The following is a 16524-nucleotide window of genomic DNA, read 5'->3' on the forward strand; positions in this document are numbered from 1 at the left end:
CTAAGCGTGTTTATTTTTTAAATAAACTAACTTTTAGGAATATGCATAGAAGGTCTGTCACCCCGGCTCGCAGGGCGAGCCAGGACGCCGTGGCTGGTACACCGACAGGCTGCCTGCCGAGCCATGCGCATGCGCCTGGGCGATGCTCACGGTACGTGCCGGTGCCCAGCGGGAGTTGTTGCCCACGCGGTCTATCACGCAGTAGGTGACCTCCTGGCGGGCATCGTCGCCGGCTTCCAGGATCAGCGCCGAAGGCACCCACACTTGTACAGGCTGGCCCACCTCGTTGGCCTGGATGCGAGGCAGGTCCAGGCGCGCATCACCCCAGCGCAGGGTGATTGCATCACCGGCGGCCATGTTCAGGTATGGCTCGATGGTCAACGGTACGCCCCGGCGAATCTGGCTGGGGTTGACGCCATGGCGGCGGATGGTTTCAGGCAGGTCGACGGGGGCCAGACTCTGGTTTTCTTCACCGCATAGCACCGAGGGCTGGCCGCCTGGGCAAGCGGTCTTGACCTGCACGCGGGTGATCAGGGAACGTGCCGGTCCGCGCCCCACCTGCATGACCCGGTAATGAACCCGCGCGGCGCCATTTTGCACAAAGCTCTCCGGCACTCGCAGACTGCTGGGTTGGCCGATATCGGCGGTACTCACGCGCTTGGAGGCGGCAAAGCAGTTGTTCCAGAACAGCTCGATCAAGTCGCCCTTGCCCATGTCCGGATAGGGGGCGATATCGACCTGCAAATGGGTAGCGGCCTGCGCATTGATACCTTGTTTGATGGCCTGGGGCAGTGTCGGCGCGGCGAGCATGGCCAGGGGGCGGATGTACGTCATAAATAATCTCCTTGATGCAGCCAGCAGCAATCGTTCCGAACCTCAGGGATGGGGTTCGAAAGGAACGATTTTTTGAAAAGCCAGGATAGGATCCAATCCTCTGGGCCTTAGATAAGAGGGTTGGCCGGAGGGCGTCAATGGCGGCAAAAGGCTAAACGGCGGGTTTGGGATTATTCAGAAGGGTCTTACTGAGAGGGGTTTTAAAGGCGGGATCGGGTGGGGTGCTTTTCTATGTGAGTAGCGCCAATCCCTGTAGGAGCGAGCTTGCTCGCGAAGAACGCCCAGACGACACGGTTAATCTGATTCTGCGCGTTATCGTTGACGTTTTTCGCGAGCAAGCTCGCTCCTACAGTAGGCCAGGGTTGTTTTAGTGGGTGAGGAATTTGCTGAGGAACTGCCGGGTCCGTTCCTCCCTGGGGTTGGCAAACAACGCCTTGGCTTCGCCTTGCTCGACGATCACACCCTTGTCGAAAAAGATCACCCGGTTGGCTACATCCCGCGCAAAGCTCATTTCGTGGGTGACGATGACCATGGTGCGATTCTCTTCAGCGAGGCTGCGGATGGTCGCCAGCACTTCACCGACCAACTCCGGGTCGAGGGCCGAGGTCGGCTCATCGAACAGGATCACTTCCGGCTCCATCGCCAGGGCCCGGGCAATGGCCACCCGCTGCTGCTGGCCACCGGACAGGCGCCGGGGGTAGGCATCTTCCTTGCCTGCAAGGCCGACCTTGGCCAGCAGTGCGCGACCCAGGCGGTCGGCCGCTTCGCGCGGCATCTTCTTGACCACCAGCGGGCCTTCGATGACGTTTTCCAGCGCGGTGCGATGGGGGAACAGGTTGAAGCTCTGGAATACAAAACCTACGTGCTGGCGCAGGCGCCGTACCAGGCTCTGTTGCTGGTTGAGCGGGCGGCTGCTGTCGATCTCGATGTCGCCCACCTTGATCCGGCCGCTTGTAGGTTCTTCGAGGAAATTCAGGCAGCGCAGGAAGGTAGTCTTGCCAGAACCGCTGGGGCCGATGATGGCGACGACTTCGCCTTCCTTGACCTCCAGGTCGATCCCGTTGAGCACCACCTGACCTTTGAATTGTTTGGTCAGTTTTTCAACCACGATCATGCTTCAAGACTCCAGGTCATGCCGGTTGACCCGGTCTTCCAGGCGATTCTGAAAATGCGCCAGGATGCTTGCCAGGACCCAGTAGATCAGGGCCGCAGACAGGTACATGGTGAAAATTTCAAAGGTGCGCGCAGACACCAGTTGGGCTTGGCGGAACAACTCGGGCACCTGGATGGTGGCGGCCAGCGCCGTGTCCTTGACCAGCGAAATAAAGCTGTTGCCCAAAGGCGGCAGGGCCGTGCGCATCGCCTGCGGCAGAATGGCCCGGCGCAGGGTCTGCGCGCGGGTCATGCCGATACTGGCGGCAGCTTCCCACTGGCCACGCTCGATGGAACCGATGGCGGCGCGCAGGATTTCACAGGCGTAGGCGGCCATGTTCAGCGAAAAGCCGATCATCGCCGCCGGGATCGGATCCAGCTCGATCCCCACTTGCGGCAAGCCGTAGTAGATCAAAAACAGCTGCACCAGCAACGGCGTGCCGCGAAAGAACGACACGTACACCCGGGCGGTCCAGCTCAAGAGCTTGAAGCGCGACAGGCGCATCAAGGCCAGGCCGAAGCCCAGCAGCAAGCCGAAGAACATCCCGCCGAGGCTGAGGATCACCGTGTAATACGCGCCCTTGAGCAGAAAGGGCGCGGAGTCGAGCGCGAGTTGGAAACCTGCTTCCATTATTGAGTGACGTCAGCGTTGAAGTATTTCTCTGACAGCTTCTTCAAGGTGCCGTTGGCGCGCAGTTTGTCGAGAGCCTGGTTGACCGCTTCGAGCAGTTCAGGCTCGCCTTTGCGCAGCGCAATCCCGGCTTCCTGGCGCGAGAAGGCATCACCGGCAGCGGCGGTGTCCTTGGCTTTCTTGGCATATTCCAGGGCCGCCAGGCGGTCGATCAGAATCGCGTCGATACGGCCGATGCGCAGGTCCTGGAACTTGGTCGGGTCGTCGTTATAGGTCTTGATGATGGCTTTGGGTTGATTGTCCTTGAGCCATTGTTCGTAGTTGGTGCCCAGGCCTACCCCGACTTTCTTGCCGGCCAGGTCGTCGGCGGTCTTGATGGTGTCGACGTTTTTCGCCAGGGTCAGGGCCTGGATCCCGGAGACGGTGTAGGGCTTGGAGAAATCGTACTTTTTCTGGCGCTCTTCGGAGATCGTCACCTGGTTGACCACGGCGTCGAGGCGCTTGGATTCCAGTGCGGCGAGGATGCCGTCCCATGGGGTGGCTTGCAGCTTGACCTTGACGCCCAGCTCCTTGGCCAGGGCTTCGGACAACTCGACCTCAAAGCCGCTGAGCTTGCCGCTTTCATCAACGAAGCTGAACGGTGGGTAGGTGCCTTCCAGGCCGATCTTGATCTCGCCGGCCTTCTTGATCTTGTCCAGTTGCTCGCCGGCAACCGCCTGGCCCAGCAACCCGGCGCCAAGGGCCAGGCCCAACGTGCCAACCAGCAATGTGCGACGCAATACAGAAATAGTCATGACAAGCCCCTGTGTTTTTTATGGTGTGCGAAGCAGGTGACGCAGTGGTCGTATCCTGCCCTAAAAACGCGGTGTGTGGGAGCGCGACTATAGGGCGGGTTTTAAAGTGTTAAAAATAATATAAATTCAGTTTTATATTCTATTAAGGAATATGAATTCGATGAAAATTCAATTGTGAGAGCGGACATGCCTCCCGTCAGAACAATGAGTCATAGGCAAACAACGCCGGCGCCCCGCCGGTGTGCAGGAAGATGATCGGGCCGTCCTCGAATGCCCCGCGCCCGATACCATCAAGCAACCCCGCCATCGCCTTGCCGGTGTACACCGGGTCGAGCAACAGGCCTTCCTGGCTCGCCAGCAGCTTGATTGCCGCCAGGGTGCCAGCGTTGGGTTCGCCGTAGCGTGGGGCAAAGTATTCGTCCCACAGAATCACCTTGAACGCGTCGGGTACATCCACCCCCAGCAATTGCGCCGTCCGCTCGGCCAGGCCCTGCACTTTGGGCCGTTGCGCTTCGTCGGTGCGCGATACCGTGACGCCAATCACCGGCAAGTCCGGCAGCGCTTCACTCAACGCCAGTGCCAGGCCGCTGTGGGTGCCGGCGCTACCAGAGGCCAGGACCACCGCCGCGAACTGCAGGCCGCTGTCTTTGATCTGCCCGGCCAGTTCCAGGCCGGCGCGCACATAACCCAGGGCGCCCAGGGCGTTGGAACCGCCGATAGGCACCAGGTATGGCTTTTTGCCGTTGTTGCGCAGGCGTTCGGCCAGGGCGTCGAGTTGCTCGTCGGCGTTGTCCAGGTTTTCGACCTGTTCGACTTTGGCGTCGAACAGCTCTACCAACAAGCGGTTGCCATTGCCCAGGTAGTTGGGGTCGTCGGTGCCCGTGGGGTTTTCCAGCAGGGCGACACACCCCAGGCCCAGCTTGGCCGCGAGGGCGGCGGTCTGGCGCACATGGTTGGACTGGATAGCACCGGCGGTGATCAGCGTGTCGGCGCCCTGGGCCAGGGCATCGGCGGCGAGGTATTCGAGCTTGCGCAGCTTGTTGCCGCCCATGGCCAGCGGCGTGGTGTCGTCACGCTTGATGTAGATATCACGGCCCAGCCAGGTCGACAGTCGTTCGAGTTTTTCCAGGGCGGTGGCGCCACCCAGCAGTTCCAGACGATTAAAACGGTCGAGCTGTTGTTTGATCATGGTTACGCACGAGTCATAGGAGATGGGAAGGACTATAGGCAGGGCTTTTTGCGCGGGCAACCTTCAGTTGCTTATGCCAAATGGTTATTAGCAATGCACCATTGGTTCTTAATGGCGACCCGGTGGCATATCGTAAAGTGATGGCCATTACGTCAGGAGTGAATACCGTGAGCGAGCGTTCCAGTCATTGGCAATTACAGACCATCGTCAGCCAGTTGCGAGGCGCCCGGGATCAGTGGCGTACCCGCAACGGGCGGGTCAGCGGCGAGCAGGGTGGTCGTGAATTACCTTCCCGTGAGGCGGTGGCGCAGATTCTTGAAGCGTTGTGTGGCGCACTGTTCCCCATGCGCCTGGGGCCGGTGGATTTGCGCGAAGAAAGTGAGGACTTCTATGTCGGCCATACCCTCGACGTGGCCTTGAATGCCTTGCTCACCCAGGCCCGCCTGGAGTTGCGTTATGCCGCACGCCAGGGTGGCGAAGCCGACAATCAGGTCGATGCGCTGGCCATCCGCTTGATCCAGGACTTTGCCCTGGCCTTGCCGGCACTGCGCAGCCTGTTGGATACCGATGTGCTGGCGGCCTATCACGGCGACCCGGCCGCACGCAGTGTGGATGAGGTATTGCTGTGCTATCCGGGGATCCTGGCGGTGATCCACCATCGCCTGGCCCACCATTTGTATCGTGCCGGGTTACCGCTGTTGGCACGGATCAGCGCGGAAATCGCGCATTCGGCCACCGGCATCGACATTCACCCAGGCGCGCAGATCGGCCCGAGTTTCTTTATCGACCACGGTACGGGCGTGGTGATTGGCGAGACGGCGATCATTGGCGAGCGAGTACGCATTTACCAGGCGGTGACCCTGGGCGCCAAGCGTTTCCCGGCAGACGAAGATGGGCAGTTGCAGAAGGGCCACCCGCGCCACCCGATTGTCGAGGACGATGTGGTGATCTATGCCGGGGCGACGATCCTGGGGCGGATCACCATCGGCAAGGGCTCGACCATTGGCGGCAATGTGTGGCTGACCCGCAGCGTGCCGGCGGGGGCGAACATCACGCAGGCGAATTTGCAGCATGATGACGGTACGCAGAAGTAGTGTTGCGAGCGCATCATTCAGAACAATGAAGACCCAAATGTGGGAGCGAGCAAGCCCGCTCCCACATTTGCCTGTATTCCAAATTCAATCAGTAAATGCTGAACGTTTTGCCTTTCCCACCCGTCATACCCTTCCTTGAGCTAGTGTAGGAATTACCTACCACTCAGCCCTGCGATTAGTCCCAGACTACCTATCCATGTTTAACTTGAACGTTCGTTCAAGTTAAACCGGTGGTTCGCTGCCCGCTCACAACAGGAGGCTTACCTTTGCTGAGTCCGTTTTTTACAGCCACATCCGACCCCATCGAGGTGCACCGTTCATGAGTGCATCCTCTACCCCTTCAAGCGGCCTGGTGCGCATGAATGCGCCGGTTTTTTACTTCGCCGCGAGTTTCATCCTGCTATTTGGCCTCACCGTCATCGCGATCCCCGAACAGGCCGGTGCCTGGTTGCTGGCCGCGCAAAACTGGGCGGCCAATACGGTTGGCTGGTACTACATGCTGGCGATGACCCTGTATCTGGTCTTCGTGGTGGTCACCGCGCTGTCTGGCTACGGCAAGATCAAACTCGGTGCCGACCACGACGAGCCCGAATTCAGTTACCTGTCCTGGGCCGGCATGCTGTTCGCCGCCGGGATCAGCATCACGCTGTTTTTCTTCTGCGTCTCGGAGCCGTTGACCCACCTGGTGCAACCGCCTCAGGGTGAAGCCTTGAATGCCGATGCGGCGCGCCAGGCCATGCAGGTGCTGTTCCTGCATTGGGGGCTGCATGGCTGGGGCGTGTTTGCGTTTGTCGGCATGGCCCTGGCGTATTTCGCCTATCGACATAACTTGCCGCTGGCCCTGCGCTCGGCGCTGTACCCGCTGATCGGCAAGCGCATCAACGGCCCCATCGGCTATGCGGTGGACGGCTTTGGCATTATCGCCACGGTGTTCGGCCTGGGCGCTGACATGGGCTTTGGGGTGTTGCACCTCAATTCTGGCCTGGACTACCTGTTCGGCATCGCCCACACCCAATGGATCCAGGTCGGCCTGATCACCCTGATGATGGGCGCGGCTATCCTGGTGGCCATCGCCGGGGTCGACAAGGGCGTGCGGGTCATGTCCGATATCAACATGTTGCTGGCCTGTGCGTTGTTGCTGTTTGTGCTGTTCGCAGGCCCCACCCAGCATTTGCTCAACACCTTGATCCAGAACCTGGGCGACTACCTCGGCGCGTTGCCAACCAAGAGTTTTGACGTCTACGCCTACAACGAACCCAGCGACTGGCTTGGCGGTTGGACCGTGTTCTACTGGGCCTGGTGGATTGCATGGTCGCCGTTCGTGGGCCTGTTTATCGCACGCATCTCCCGTGGCCGGACCATCCGTGAGTTCGTCTTTGGCGTGCTGCTGATCCCGCTGGGCTTCACCCTGGCCTGGATGTCGATCTTCGGCAACAGCGCCATTGACCAGGTACTCAACCATGGGATGGCTGCGCTGGGTCAGTCGGCCATCGACAATCCATCGATGAGCCTCTACCTGCTGCTGGAAACCTATCCCTGGAGCAAGACCGTGATTGCGGTCACGGTGTTTATCAGCTTCGTGTTCTTCGTCACCTCGGCCGACTCCGGCACCGTGGTGCTGTCGACCCTGTCGTCCAAGGGCGGCAACGCCGATGAAGACGGGCCGAAGTGGCTACGGGTGTTCTGGGGCGCGATGACGGCGCTGGTGACCAGCGCCTTGCTGTTCGCCGGCAGCATCGATTCGCTCAAGTCAGCGGTGGTGCTGACCTCGCTGCCGTTCTCGTTGATCCTGCTGTTGATGATGTTAGGGCTGCACAAGGCGTTCTACCTCGAATCGCAGAAGCAGATCGCGCGGATGCATTCCCTGACACCCGTCTCGGCGGCTTCACGCAGAGGCCGTGGCGGCTGGCGCCAGCGCTTGAGCCAGGCAGTGCATTTCCCCTCGCGCGATGAGGTGTACCGCTTCCTTGAAACCACGGTGCGCCCGGCGATTGAAGAAGTGACTGCGGTGTTTGTCGAGAAGGGCCTGAACGTCGTCACCCAGCCCGACCCGGCCAACGACAGCGTCAGCCTGGAGATCGGCCACGGTGAAGAGCGTCCGTTTATCTACCAGGTGCAAATGCGCGGGTACTTCACGCCGTCCTTTGCCCTCGGTGGGCTGGGCTCCAAGGCCATCAACAACCGTCGCTACTACCGGGCGGAAGTGCACTTGAGCGAGGGCAGCCAGGACTATGACCTGGTGGGCTACACCAAGGAGCAGATCATCAACGACATCCTTGACCAGTACGAACGGCACTTGCAGTTCCTGCATCTGGTTCGCTGAACAAACTGTAGGAGCGAGCTTGCTCGCGAAGATCGTCAACGATAACGCGGGGCATCTGATGCCCCGCAGCGTCCTTGGGTTTTTCGCGAGCAAGCTCGCTCCTACAAGGGTTTGTTAGAAGGGCACGTCGCCGAGGATTGTCGCCCGATGCATCACCCGCCGCTGTGGCCGGTAGTCATCCACCGCGTAGTGCTGGGTCACGCGGTTGTCCCAGAAGGCTACGTCGTTGGCCTGCCAGCGCCAGCGAATGGAGAATTCCGGGCGGGTGGCGTGGGCGAACAGCAGTTTGAGAATGGCCTCGCTTTCGGCCGGTTCCAGTTCATTGATCTTGCTGGTGAAGCCGTCGCTGACAAACAGCGATTTGCGCCCGCTGACCGGGTGGGTGCGGATCACCGGGTGTGACAGTGGCGGGTTTTTTCTACGTGCTTCTTCCCAACGGGCCAGGTCTTCGGCGCTGTTGCCGTAACGCTCCAGCGGGAAGGAACGAGTGAAGTCGTGGGTCGCCGTCAGGCCGGTCAAAAAGCCCTTCATCGGTTCCGACAACGCCTCAAAGGCCGCGATGCCGCTGGCCCACAAGGTGTCACCGCCAAAGGTCGGCAGCAGCTTGGCGCTGAGCACGGCGCCCAGGGCCGGAGTGGGCAGGAAGGTCACGTCGGTATGCCAGATGGCGTTGTCGCGCACGTCGGTGACGGCGGTGTCGAGGATCAGCACTTCGGGTTGTTCCGGCACGTTGGGGTAGATCGGGTGAATGTGCAGGTCACCGAAGTTTGCCGCGAAGCGCGCCTGTTGCTGCGGGGTGATCGGCTGGTCGCGAAAGAACAGCACCGAATGCTGGAGCAGCGCCTGCTCGATGGCGTCGCGCTGCTCGACGTTCAGTGGTTGGGAAATATCGACGCCACTGATCTGGGCGCCCAGGGCGGTGCTTAAAGGGGTAACGGTCAGGCGGCTCATGCTGTTCTCGCAAATGTCGGGCGCCGAGATGCCGGCGTAGTCAGTGCTGTTGTTATTCAGTGGGCCTGGCCATGCCATGGCACCAGTTTGCGTTGCAGGGCGCGCAGGCCCATTTCCATGGCGAAGGCAATCAGGGCGATGACCAGGATCCCCAGCACCACCACATCGGTGACCAAAAACTGCGCCGCTGACTGCACCATGAACCCCAGGCCGCTGGTGGCGGCGATCAGTTCGGCGGCGACCAGGGTCGACCAGCCCACACCCAGGCCGATCCGCACGCCGGTGAGGATATCGGGCAGGGCGCTGGGCAGGATCACATGGCGGATCAACTGCGCCCGTGTTGCGCCCAGGGACTGCGCTGCGCGCAATTTGGCCGGGTCGACGGTACGTACGCCAGTGGCGGTAGCGATGGCAATCGGGGCGAAGATCGCCAGGTAGATCAGCAGCACTTTGGACAGTTCGCCAATGCCGCACCAGATCACGATCAGCGGCAGGTAGGCCAGCGGTGGAATCGGGCGGTAGAACTCGATCAGCGGGTCGAGAATGCCACGGGCGATACGGTTGGCACCGATAGCAATGCCGACCGGCACGGCGGTCAGTACCGCAAAACCCAGGCCCAGGCCGATGCGCCCGAGGCTGGCGCCCAGGTGCTGCCAGAGGGTGGAGTCCATGTAGCCACTGGTTGCCAGCAGCCAGCCTTTTTGCAATACGGCCGACGGTGGTGGCAGGAACAGCGGCTCGATCAGCCCGCTGGCAGTCACGGCCCACCAGAGCGCCAGCAGGGCAACCAGGGTCAGCACGCTTATCCAGCGCGTGCTCAGGCTGCGGCGTAGCGGCAGGGCGGTTGGGGTGACGGCAGTGGCCGGGATTTCATAACTGCTCATGCGTACACCTGCCGTTGTGAGAACACTTTGCCCAGCACGTGCTCGCGGGTTTCGATAAACCGTGGGTCGGACTTGATCGCGCGTGCCGACTCGCCAGCGGCGTAACGCTGACCGAAGTCGAGGCTCAGGCGCTCGACGATTTGCCCGGGGTTGGGGGCCAGCAGAATCAGGTCGGTGGCGAGAAATACCGCTTCTTCGATGTCGTGAGTGATCAGGAACACCGGCTTGGCCGTACGCCGCCACACTTGCAGCAGCAGCTCTTGCATCTGTTCACGGGTGAAGGCATCGAGGGCGCCGAAGGGTTCGTCCATCAGCAATACCCGTGGGTCGGCGGCGAGTGCGCGGGCCAGGCCCACGCGTTGTTTCTGCCCACCGGACAGTTGCCAGATGCGTCGGCTATCAAAGCCCGCCAGGTCCACCAGCGCGAGCATTTCACGGGCGCGGGCTTGTCGCTGGGCCTTGGGCATGCCGGCCAGTTCCAGGCCGAAGCCGACATTGGCCAGCACATCCTGCCAGGGCAGCAAGGCATCGTCCTGGAACACTACGCCACGCTCGGCACTCGGGCCTTTGACGGGTACGCCGTCGAGGGTGATGCGACCGGCGTTGGGTTCGACGAAGCCGGCAATCAGGTTCAACAGCGAAGTCTTGCCACTGCCGGAAGGGCCGAGGGCCACCAGCAATTGCTGGGGCCCAAGCGTCAGGGAAATATCCGCCAGCACGGGCGTGGTCGCGCCTGGGTACTGTGCGCTGATGCGCTCCAGCTGTAGCAAGGCCATCGCGGTGAACTCCTGATCAGTTAGTGATGAACTTGGCGCTGACGTAAGGGGCGTAGTCCGGCAGCACGGCCTCGACCTTGCCTTGTTCCTTGAGGAACGCGGCGGTGTCGGTCACGGCCTTGGTGGTCGGGGCGCCAAGCAGCGTCACCTGGTCGGCGGCCAGCGGGTAGACGTTGCCTTGCAGCAGCAGCGGAATGTCGCTGGCCTTGGCGCCGGAGAGCTTCACCAGTTTCTCGACGTTGCCCTTGTCGGCCAGCCAGGCTTGTGGGTCTTTGCGGTATTGGGCGTAGGCATCGAGGGTGACTTTGGCGAAGGCGCTGACGATTTCCGGGTGTTTCTCGGCGAAGTCCTTACGCACGATCCAGGCATCGAAAGTCGGCGCGCCGAACTTGGCCAGCTCGCCGGAGGTGATCAGCACCTTGCCGTTTTCCTTGGCCACGCCCAGGGCCGGGTCCCAGACGTAGGTGGCGTCGATATCGCCACGCTTCCACGCCGCGATGATGGCCGGCGGGGCGAGGTTGAGCACGGTGACTTTTGACGGATCGATGTTCCAGTGTTTCAGCGCGGCCAACAGGCTGTAGTGGCCGGTGGATACGAACGGCACGGCGATTTTCTTGCCGATCAGGTCCTGCGGGCTGTTGATCCCGGAACCGTTGCGCGCCACCAGGGCTTCGGCGCCACCGATCTGGGTCGCCACGAGGAAGGTCTGCACCGGGACTTTGCGGGTGATGGCTGCGGTCAGCGGGCTGGAACCGAGATAGCCGATTTGCACGTCGCCGGAAGCGATGGCGGCGATGATATCGGCGCCATTGTCGAATTTGCGCCAGTCGATCTTGGCGTTGGTGGCTTTTTCATAAGCGCCGTCGGCCTGGGCGACTTTGGCCGGGTCAACGGTGGTCTGGTAGGCGATGGTCACGTCGGCCGCATGGGCAAACAGACTGGCGCCGGCCAGGGACAGGGCCGCCAGGAGGCGAAAGGGGGCAGGCAGTTTCATGGGAAAGCTCCTCATCAGGCGGCCGAGGGTCGGCGAGTGAGGAGACTAAATGATCTAAGAATCCGAAAATAAATAACATTTTCGAATTAGCTTATGTAGGAGCGAGCTTGCTCGCGAAAAACGTTAACGATGACACGTTCGGCTTGGATAAACGCGGCGTGCTTGAGTTTTTCGCGAGCAAGCTCGCTCCTACAAAGGGAGTGTCAGTTACTGATCGCCAGGATGCTGGCCTGGTACGAACCGACAAACACATCGAAATCGCCCACTTCGTTCTGCTCAAGCTCCGCCTGTTGTGCCAGGGAACTGCGCGCCAGCTCTTCAAAGCGTGCTTGTTCGTCCGCCGGCAACGGCTCGTTACGGAAGTGCTCGGCATGCACCTGGCTCTGGCGCAGGGAGAACTGGGCAAAGCTCTCCTTGTGCTCGCGCATGGTCGCCAGCACCTGAGCCGAGGGGGTCAGGGACGGGTCCTGGATCTTCGCCAGCTGGGCATCCAGCGCCTGGCTGTGCTCATTGATGCCATGGCTCTGGTCCAGCAGCGCGGCCAGCGGGGCGATTTTCTCCAGCAGTTCGGCAGCCCATTCCTTCATCTCCACGGCTTGGCCGCGACGCTGCAATTGCAGGCCCGGGCGCCGGCCTTCCTTGACCACACTGAGAAAGTTCGATGTGGCGTTGCCGCACTCGCTGTTTTCGAACAACGGGCTGTCATTCAGTGCGCAATACAACAGGAATGCATCGAGGAAGCGCGATTCCGGCAAATCGATGCCCATCGGCAGGAACGGGTTGATGTCCAGGCAGCGCACTTCGATGTACTGGATGCCACGGGCCATCAGCGCCTGGATCGGCCGCTCGCCGGTGTAGGTCACGCGCTTGGGGCGGATGTTGGAGTAGTACTCGTTTTCGATCTGCAGGATGTTGGTGTTGAGCTGTACCCATTCACCGTCCTTGTGGGTGCCGACTTCGACGTAAGGTGCGTAAGGCGTTGCCACCGCTTCGCGCAGGCTGTCGGTGTAGCTGGCCAGATCGTTGTAGCAAGGGGTCAGGCCGGCCTGGGCGTTGCTCTGGTAACCCAGGTCGCTCATGCGCAGGCTGGTGGCATACGGCAGGTACAGGGTGTCGGCATCGAACTGTTCAAGCTGATGGGAACGCCCGCGCAAAAAGCCCGCATCCAGGGCCGGCGAGGCACCGAACAGGTACATCAGCAGCCAGCTGTAGCGACGGAAATTACGGATCAGCGCGATATAAGCCGTGGACTGGTAGTCACGGTCGGTGCCCACGAAACCTTCGGTTTCCTTGAGCAACGGCCACAGTTCTTCTGGCAGGGAAAAGTTGTAGTGGATCCCTGCGATGCACTGCATGGTCTTGCCGTAACGCAGGGCCAGGCCCTTGCGATACACGTACTTGAGCTGTCCGATGTTGGAGGTGCCGTAGTAGGCAATCGGAATATCTTCCTCGGCCGGCAACGGGCACGGCATCGATGGACTCCACAGGTACTCGTTGCCGAGCTTGCTGTAGGCAAAACGGTGAATTCGATCGAGGCTGCGCAGGGTGTCTGCCGGGTTGGGCAGCGCCGGGGTGATGAACTCCAGCAGCGACTCGGAATAGTCGGTGGTGATCGATTCATGGGTCAATGCTGCGCCCAGGGTCTCTGGATGCGGCGTTTGAGCCAGGCGACCTTCGCCGGTGACACGCAGGCATTCACGCTCGATGCCGTGCAGGCAGTGCTCAAGCAAAGAGAGGTGTTCGCGCTTGCCGAGCAGAGCCAGGCGGCGGTTGAGAAGTTCGCTCAAGTTGGATTCCTTCACGCGTCAGTCGCCCCAATATGGGGGTGGGCAAGACGGTCTACAAGGGTGAAGTTAAAACTGGCGTTATCGCCTGGTTTTTGAGCCGGAATAACCTGCTCTGAAAGTGCCGACTTCATTCCCTGAATGTGGCTATCGCGCAGGAAGAAAATTCCGACGCCGCTTTTGCAGCGCCGAAATTAACCCAAATTGATGACAGGGAGCTATAGGACAGCGAAGGTGCCTTGTGCTTTTGCGACGAGTCTTTCGTCCTGATACACATCGGCCTCGACCACCAGCGTGCGTCGGCCAGGGTGAATAACCCGGGCCGTGCACACCACATCTCCGTCGGAAACGGCGCGGATGTAGTTGATTTTGCACTCGATGGTCGCGCTCTGCTGGTCAAACCCATGGGCGCTGGAACAGGCCAGCCCCATGGCAATGTCTACCAGGCTGAAAATCGCCCCGCCATGGAGCTTGCCTGCGCGGTTGCGCAATTGCGGCTCCAGGGTCAGGGCAACCTCGGCAACGCCTTGGTCCAGGCGTTGCAGGCGGCAGCCGAGCAGTTCGCTGAAGGCGCTGTGGGTCAGGCCGGCCGGCAGCTCCATCAACGTTTCTTCAGTTGCTTGGCGTTGGCGAACAGCGAAGCCATGGCGTTGTTGGCCGGGGCTGCGGTGGGTGTTTCCTTGCGTGGTGCACTGTTTTCCGAGCGGCTTTGCGACTGGCGCGGCGCGGAACCTGGACGTGCGCCACGGGCACCGTCGATTTTCTCGCCAGGGGTATCGCTCATGCGCATCGACAGGCCCACGCGTTTGCGCGGGATATCGACCTCCATGACCTTGACCTTGACCACATCACCGGCCTTCACCGCTTCACGAGGATCCTTGATGAACTTCTCCGAAAGCGCGGAGATGTGTACCAAACCGTCCTGATGCACGCCGATATCCACAAAAGCGCCAAAGTTGGTCACGTTGGTCACCACGCCTTCGAGGATCATCCCCAGTTGCAGGTCCTTGAGGTCTTCGACGCCGTCCTGGAACTCGGCGGTCTTGAACTCGGGGCGCGGGTCGCGGCCAGGTTTTTCCAGCTCTTGCAGGATGTCGGTGATGGTCGGCACGCCGAAGGTTTCGTCGGTGTACTTCTTCGGGTCCAGGCGCTTGAGGAACGCGGCATCGCCGATCAGCGAGCGAATGTCGCGGTCGGTTTCAGCAGCGATGCGTTGTACCAGCGGATAGGCTTCCGGGTGGACCGCCGACGAGTCGAGCGGGTTGTCGCCGTTCATCACGCGCAGGAAGCCGGCGGCCTGTTCGAAGGTTTTTTCGCCCAGGCGTGCGACCTTTTTCAGGGCTGCGCGGGTTTTGAACGCACCGTTTTCATCGCGATGGGTGACGATGTTCTGCGCCAGGGTGGCATTGAGGCCGGAAATCCGTGCGAGCAAGGCGACCGAGGCGGTGTTCACATCGACGCCGACCTTGTTCACACAGTCTTCCACCACTGCATCCAGGCCGCGCGCCAGTTTCAGCTGCGATACGTCGTGCTGGTACTGGCCGACACCGATGGATTTCGGGTCGATCTTCACCAGCTCGGCCAGTGGATCCTGCAGGCGGCGCGCGATGGATACGGCCCCACGGATCGACACATCGAGGTCCGGGAATTCCTTGGAGGCCAGTTCCGACGCCGAGTACACCGAAGCACCCGCCTCGGAGACCATGACCTTGGTCATTTTCATGCCTGGGTATTTTTTGATCAATTCCAGGGCCAGCTTGTCGGTTTCGCGGCTGGCGGTGCCGTTGCCGATGGCGATCAGGTCCACCGCGTGCTTGGCGCACAGGGCAGCCAGGATGGCCAGGGTCTGGTCCCACTTGTTGTGCGGCACATGTGGATACACGGTGGCGTGGTCCAGCAGCTTGCCGGTGGCATCGACCACGGCGACCTTGCAACCGGTGCGCAGGCCCGGGTCCAGGCCCAGGGTTGCACGCGGGCCGGCCGGCGCGGCCAGCAGCAGGTCGTGCAGGTTGTGGGCGAACACGTTGATCGCTTCGGTTTCGGCGCCGTCGCGCAGCTCGCCCAGCAGGTCGGTTTCCAGATGGGTGTAGAGCTTGACCTTCCAGGTCCAGCGCACGACTTCACCGAGCCACTTGTCCGCAGGACGATTCTGATTCTGGATGCCGAATTGTTGACCGATCATGCCTTCGCACGGGTGCATGGTGCCTGGCAGTTCGTCGCCGACTTTCAGCGCGGAGCTGAGAATGCCTTCGTTGCGCCCGCGGAAAATGGCCAGGGCGCGGTGGGACGGCATGCTTTTGAGCGGTTCATCGTGTTCGAAGTAATCGCGGAACTTGGCGCCTTCTTCCTCTTTGCCGGCGATGACGCGGGCGCTGAGGGTGGCTTCCTGTTTCAGGTAGTTACGCAGTTTTTCCAGCAGGTTGGCGTCTTCGGCGAAGCGCTCCATGAGGATGTACTTGGCGCCTTCGAGGGCAGCCTTGACGTCGGCGACGCCTTTTTCGGCATCGACAAAGCGCGCGGCTTCGGTTTCCGGGGCGAGGGACGGGTCGTTGAACAGGCCGTCGGCCAACTCGCCGAGGCCGGCTTCCAGGGCAATCTGGCCCTTGGTGCGGCGCTTCTGCTTGTACGGCAGGTACAAGTCTTCGAGGCGGGTCTTGGTGTCGGCGAGCTTGATATCGCGTTCAAGTTGCGGGGTCAGCTTGCCCTGCTCCTGGATGCTGGCGAGGATGCTGATACGCCGTTCGTCGAGTTCTCGCAGGTAGCGCAGGCGCTCTTCCAGATGCCGCAGCTGGATGTCATCGAGGCTGCCGGTCACTTCTTTACGGTAACGGGCGATGAAGGGCACCGTGGAGCCCTCATCCAGTAGAGCGACGGCCGCTTCGACCTGTTGTGGGCGTACACCGAGTTCCTCGGCGATGCGGCTGTTGATGCTGTCCATAAAACCACCTGAAATTCTTGAAAGCAGTTCACAGGCCCGGAAAACAAGGCCTTGCGCGGCTGGTTGAGCGGCCCGACTGGCGCCGCTGCCTGGGTCAATAGGCAGCCTATTGACCCTCGAAATAGAAAAAATCACGACAAGCAGATGAAAAAAACACCAGGCCGGCCATGGCATTGCCGG

At 61.1% G+C, this 16524-nt stretch carries 14 protein-coding genes and 1 pseudogene; 3 read left to right on the forward strand and 12 right to left on the reverse strand.

The window, feature by feature from the left end:
• Positions 1-57: 57 nt before the first annotated feature.
• The 5 genes from H097_RS00555 to H097_RS00575 form a co-directional block, all read right to left on the reverse strand.
• The gene (locus H097_RS00555; protein ID WP_032856571.1) at positions 58-834 is read right to left on the reverse strand and encodes a hypothetical protein; all 777 of its coding nucleotides are present in this window, start codon (positions 832-834) and stop codon (positions 58-60) included.
• 367 nt (positions 835-1201) lie between these two features.
• The gene (gene tcyN / locus H097_RS00560; protein WP_032856572.1) at positions 1202-1948 is read right to left on the reverse strand and encodes an L-cystine ABC transporter ATP-binding protein TcyN; all 747 of its coding nucleotides are present in this window, start codon (positions 1946-1948) and stop codon (positions 1202-1204) included.
• A 3-nt stretch (positions 1949-1951) separates the two neighbouring features.
• Positions 1952-2617 carry a cystine ABC transporter permease gene (gene tcyL, locus H097_RS00565; protein ID WP_029299561.1) on the reverse strand — a complete coding sequence of 222 codons (666 nt, stop codon included), beginning with the start codon at positions 2615-2617 and terminating at the stop codon, positions 1952-1954.
• Positions 2617-3411 carry a cystine ABC transporter substrate-binding protein gene (tcyJ, locus tag H097_RS00570; protein ID WP_032856573.1) on the reverse strand — a complete coding sequence of 265 codons (795 nt, stop codon included), beginning with the start codon at positions 3409-3411 and terminating at the stop codon, positions 2617-2619. The genes tcyL and tcyJ overlap by 1 nt, the downstream gene beginning before the upstream one ends.
• A 196-nt stretch (positions 3412-3607) precedes the next feature.
• Positions 3608-4600 carry a D-cysteine desulfhydrase gene (locus H097_RS00575; protein ID WP_032856574.1) on the reverse strand — a complete coding sequence of 331 codons (993 nt, stop codon included), beginning with the start codon at positions 4598-4600 and terminating at the stop codon, positions 3608-3610.
• Positions 4601-4767: 167 nt separating this feature from the next.
• Between H097_RS00575 and epsC the strand changes: the two genes are divergently transcribed.
• The 3 genes and pseudogenes from epsC to H097_RS29060 all read left to right on the forward strand — a co-directional run.
• Positions 4768-5694 (forward strand): serine O-acetyltransferase EpsC, encoded by a 927-nt coding sequence (epsC, locus tag H097_RS00580; protein WP_032856575.1) that lies wholly within the window; start codon positions 4768-4770, stop codon positions 5692-5694.
• Positions 5695-6052: 358 nt separating this feature from the next.
• A complete protein-coding gene (betT, locus tag H097_RS00585) occupies positions 6053-8017 on the forward strand; it encodes a choline transporter BetT (protein ID WP_167360839.1) in 1965 nt (654 codons plus the stop codon).
• 19 nt (positions 8018-8036) lie between these two features.
• Positions 8037-8123, forward strand: a pseudogene (locus H097_RS29060) (outer membrane lipoprotein carrier protein LolA); the annotation flags it as partial.
• An 8-nt stretch (positions 8124-8131) separates the two neighbouring features.
• Here the strand turns inward: H097_RS29060 and tauD are convergent.
• The 7 genes from tauD to H097_RS00620 form a co-directional block, all read right to left on the reverse strand.
• Positions 8132-8968 carry a taurine dioxygenase gene (gene tauD / locus H097_RS00590; protein WP_032856621.1) on the reverse strand — a complete coding sequence of 279 codons (837 nt, stop codon included), beginning with the start codon at positions 8966-8968 and terminating at the stop codon, positions 8132-8134.
• Positions 8969-9024: 56 nt separating this feature from the next.
• Positions 9025-9852 (reverse strand): taurine ABC transporter permease TauC, encoded by an 828-nt coding sequence (gene tauC / locus H097_RS00595; protein WP_032856577.1) that lies wholly within the window; start codon positions 9850-9852, stop codon positions 9025-9027.
• Positions 9849-10628, reverse strand: a complete 780-nt coding sequence (tauB, locus tag H097_RS00600) for a taurine ABC transporter ATP-binding subunit (RefSeq protein WP_032856578.1) — start codon at positions 10626-10628, stop codon at positions 9849-9851. Before tauB ends, tauC begins: the two co-directional genes overlap by 4 nt.
• Positions 10629-10644: 16 nt before the next feature.
• Complete coding sequence (tauA, locus tag H097_RS00605; RefSeq protein WP_032856579.1) at positions 10645-11622, reverse strand: taurine ABC transporter substrate-binding protein; 978 nt, start codon at positions 11620-11622, stop codon at positions 10645-10647.
• Positions 11623-11825: 203 nt separating this feature from the next.
• Positions 11826-13409 carry a glutamate--cysteine ligase gene (gene gshA / locus H097_RS00610; RefSeq protein ID WP_032856580.1) on the reverse strand — a complete coding sequence of 528 codons (1584 nt, stop codon included), beginning with the start codon at positions 13407-13409 and terminating at the stop codon, positions 11826-11828.
• A gap of 215 nt (positions 13410-13624) precedes the next feature.
• Positions 13625-14008 carry a PaaI family thioesterase gene (locus H097_RS00615; RefSeq protein ID WP_050593283.1) on the reverse strand — a complete coding sequence of 128 codons (384 nt, stop codon included), beginning with the start codon at positions 14006-14008 and terminating at the stop codon, positions 13625-13627.
• Entirely contained in the window at positions 14008-16344 is a 2337-nt protein-coding gene (locus H097_RS00620) for a Tex family protein (protein ID WP_032856581.1), read from the reverse strand. Before H097_RS00620 ends, H097_RS00615 begins: the two co-directional genes overlap by 1 nt.
• Positions 16345-16524: the final 180 nt, after the last annotated feature.

It is taken from the genome of Pseudomonas sp. FH4, assembly GCF_000510915.2.
In the GTDB taxonomy this organism is placed as follows: Bacteria; Pseudomonadota; Gammaproteobacteria; order Pseudomonadales; family Pseudomonadaceae; genus Aquipseudomonas; species Aquipseudomonas brenneri.

Excerpts from the sequence above, each read along its gene's own strand:
- H097_RS00555 (WP_032856571.1), bottom strand. The coding sequence starts at position 834 with ATGACGTACATCCGCCCCCTGGCCATGCTCGCCGCGCCGACACTGCCC.
- tcyN (WP_032856572.1), bottom strand. The coding sequence starts at position 1,948 with ATGATCGTGGTTGAAAAACTGACCAAACAATTCAAAGGTCAGGTGGTG.
- tcyL (WP_029299561.1), bottom strand. The coding sequence starts at position 2,617 with ATGGAAGCAGGTTTCCAACTCGCGCTCGACTCCGCGCCCTTTCTGCTC.
- tcyJ (WP_032856573.1), bottom strand. The coding sequence starts at position 3,411 with ATGACTATTTCTGTATTGCGTCGCACATTGCTGGTTGGCACGTTGGGC.
- H097_RS00575 (WP_032856574.1), bottom strand. The coding sequence starts at position 4,600 with ATGATCAAACAACAGCTCGACCGTTTTAATCGTCTGGAACTGCTGGGT.
- betT (WP_167360839.1), top strand. The coding sequence starts at position 6,053 with ATGAATGCGCCGGTTTTTTACTTCGCCGCGAGTTTCATCCTGCTATTT.
- tauD (WP_032856621.1), bottom strand. The coding sequence starts at position 8,968 with ATGAGCCGCCTGACCGTTACCCCTTTAAGCACCGCCCTGGGCGCCCAG.
- tauC (WP_032856577.1), bottom strand. The coding sequence starts at position 9,852 with ATGAGCAGTTATGAAATCCCGGCCACTGCCGTCACCCCAACCGCCCTG.
- tauB (WP_032856578.1), bottom strand. The coding sequence starts at position 10,628 with ATGGCCTTGCTACAGCTGGAGCGCATCAGCGCACAGTACCCAGGCGCG.
- tauA (WP_032856579.1), bottom strand. The coding sequence starts at position 11,622 with ATGAAACTGCCTGCCCCCTTTCGCCTCCTGGCGGCCCTGTCCCTGGCC.
- H097_RS00615 (WP_050593283.1), bottom strand. The coding sequence starts at position 14,008 with ATGGAGCTGCCGGCCGGCCTGACCCACAGCGCCTTCAGCGAACTGCTC.
- H097_RS00620 (WP_032856581.1), bottom strand. The coding sequence starts at position 16,344 with ATGGACAGCATCAACAGCCGCATCGCCGAGGAACTCGGTGTACGCCCA.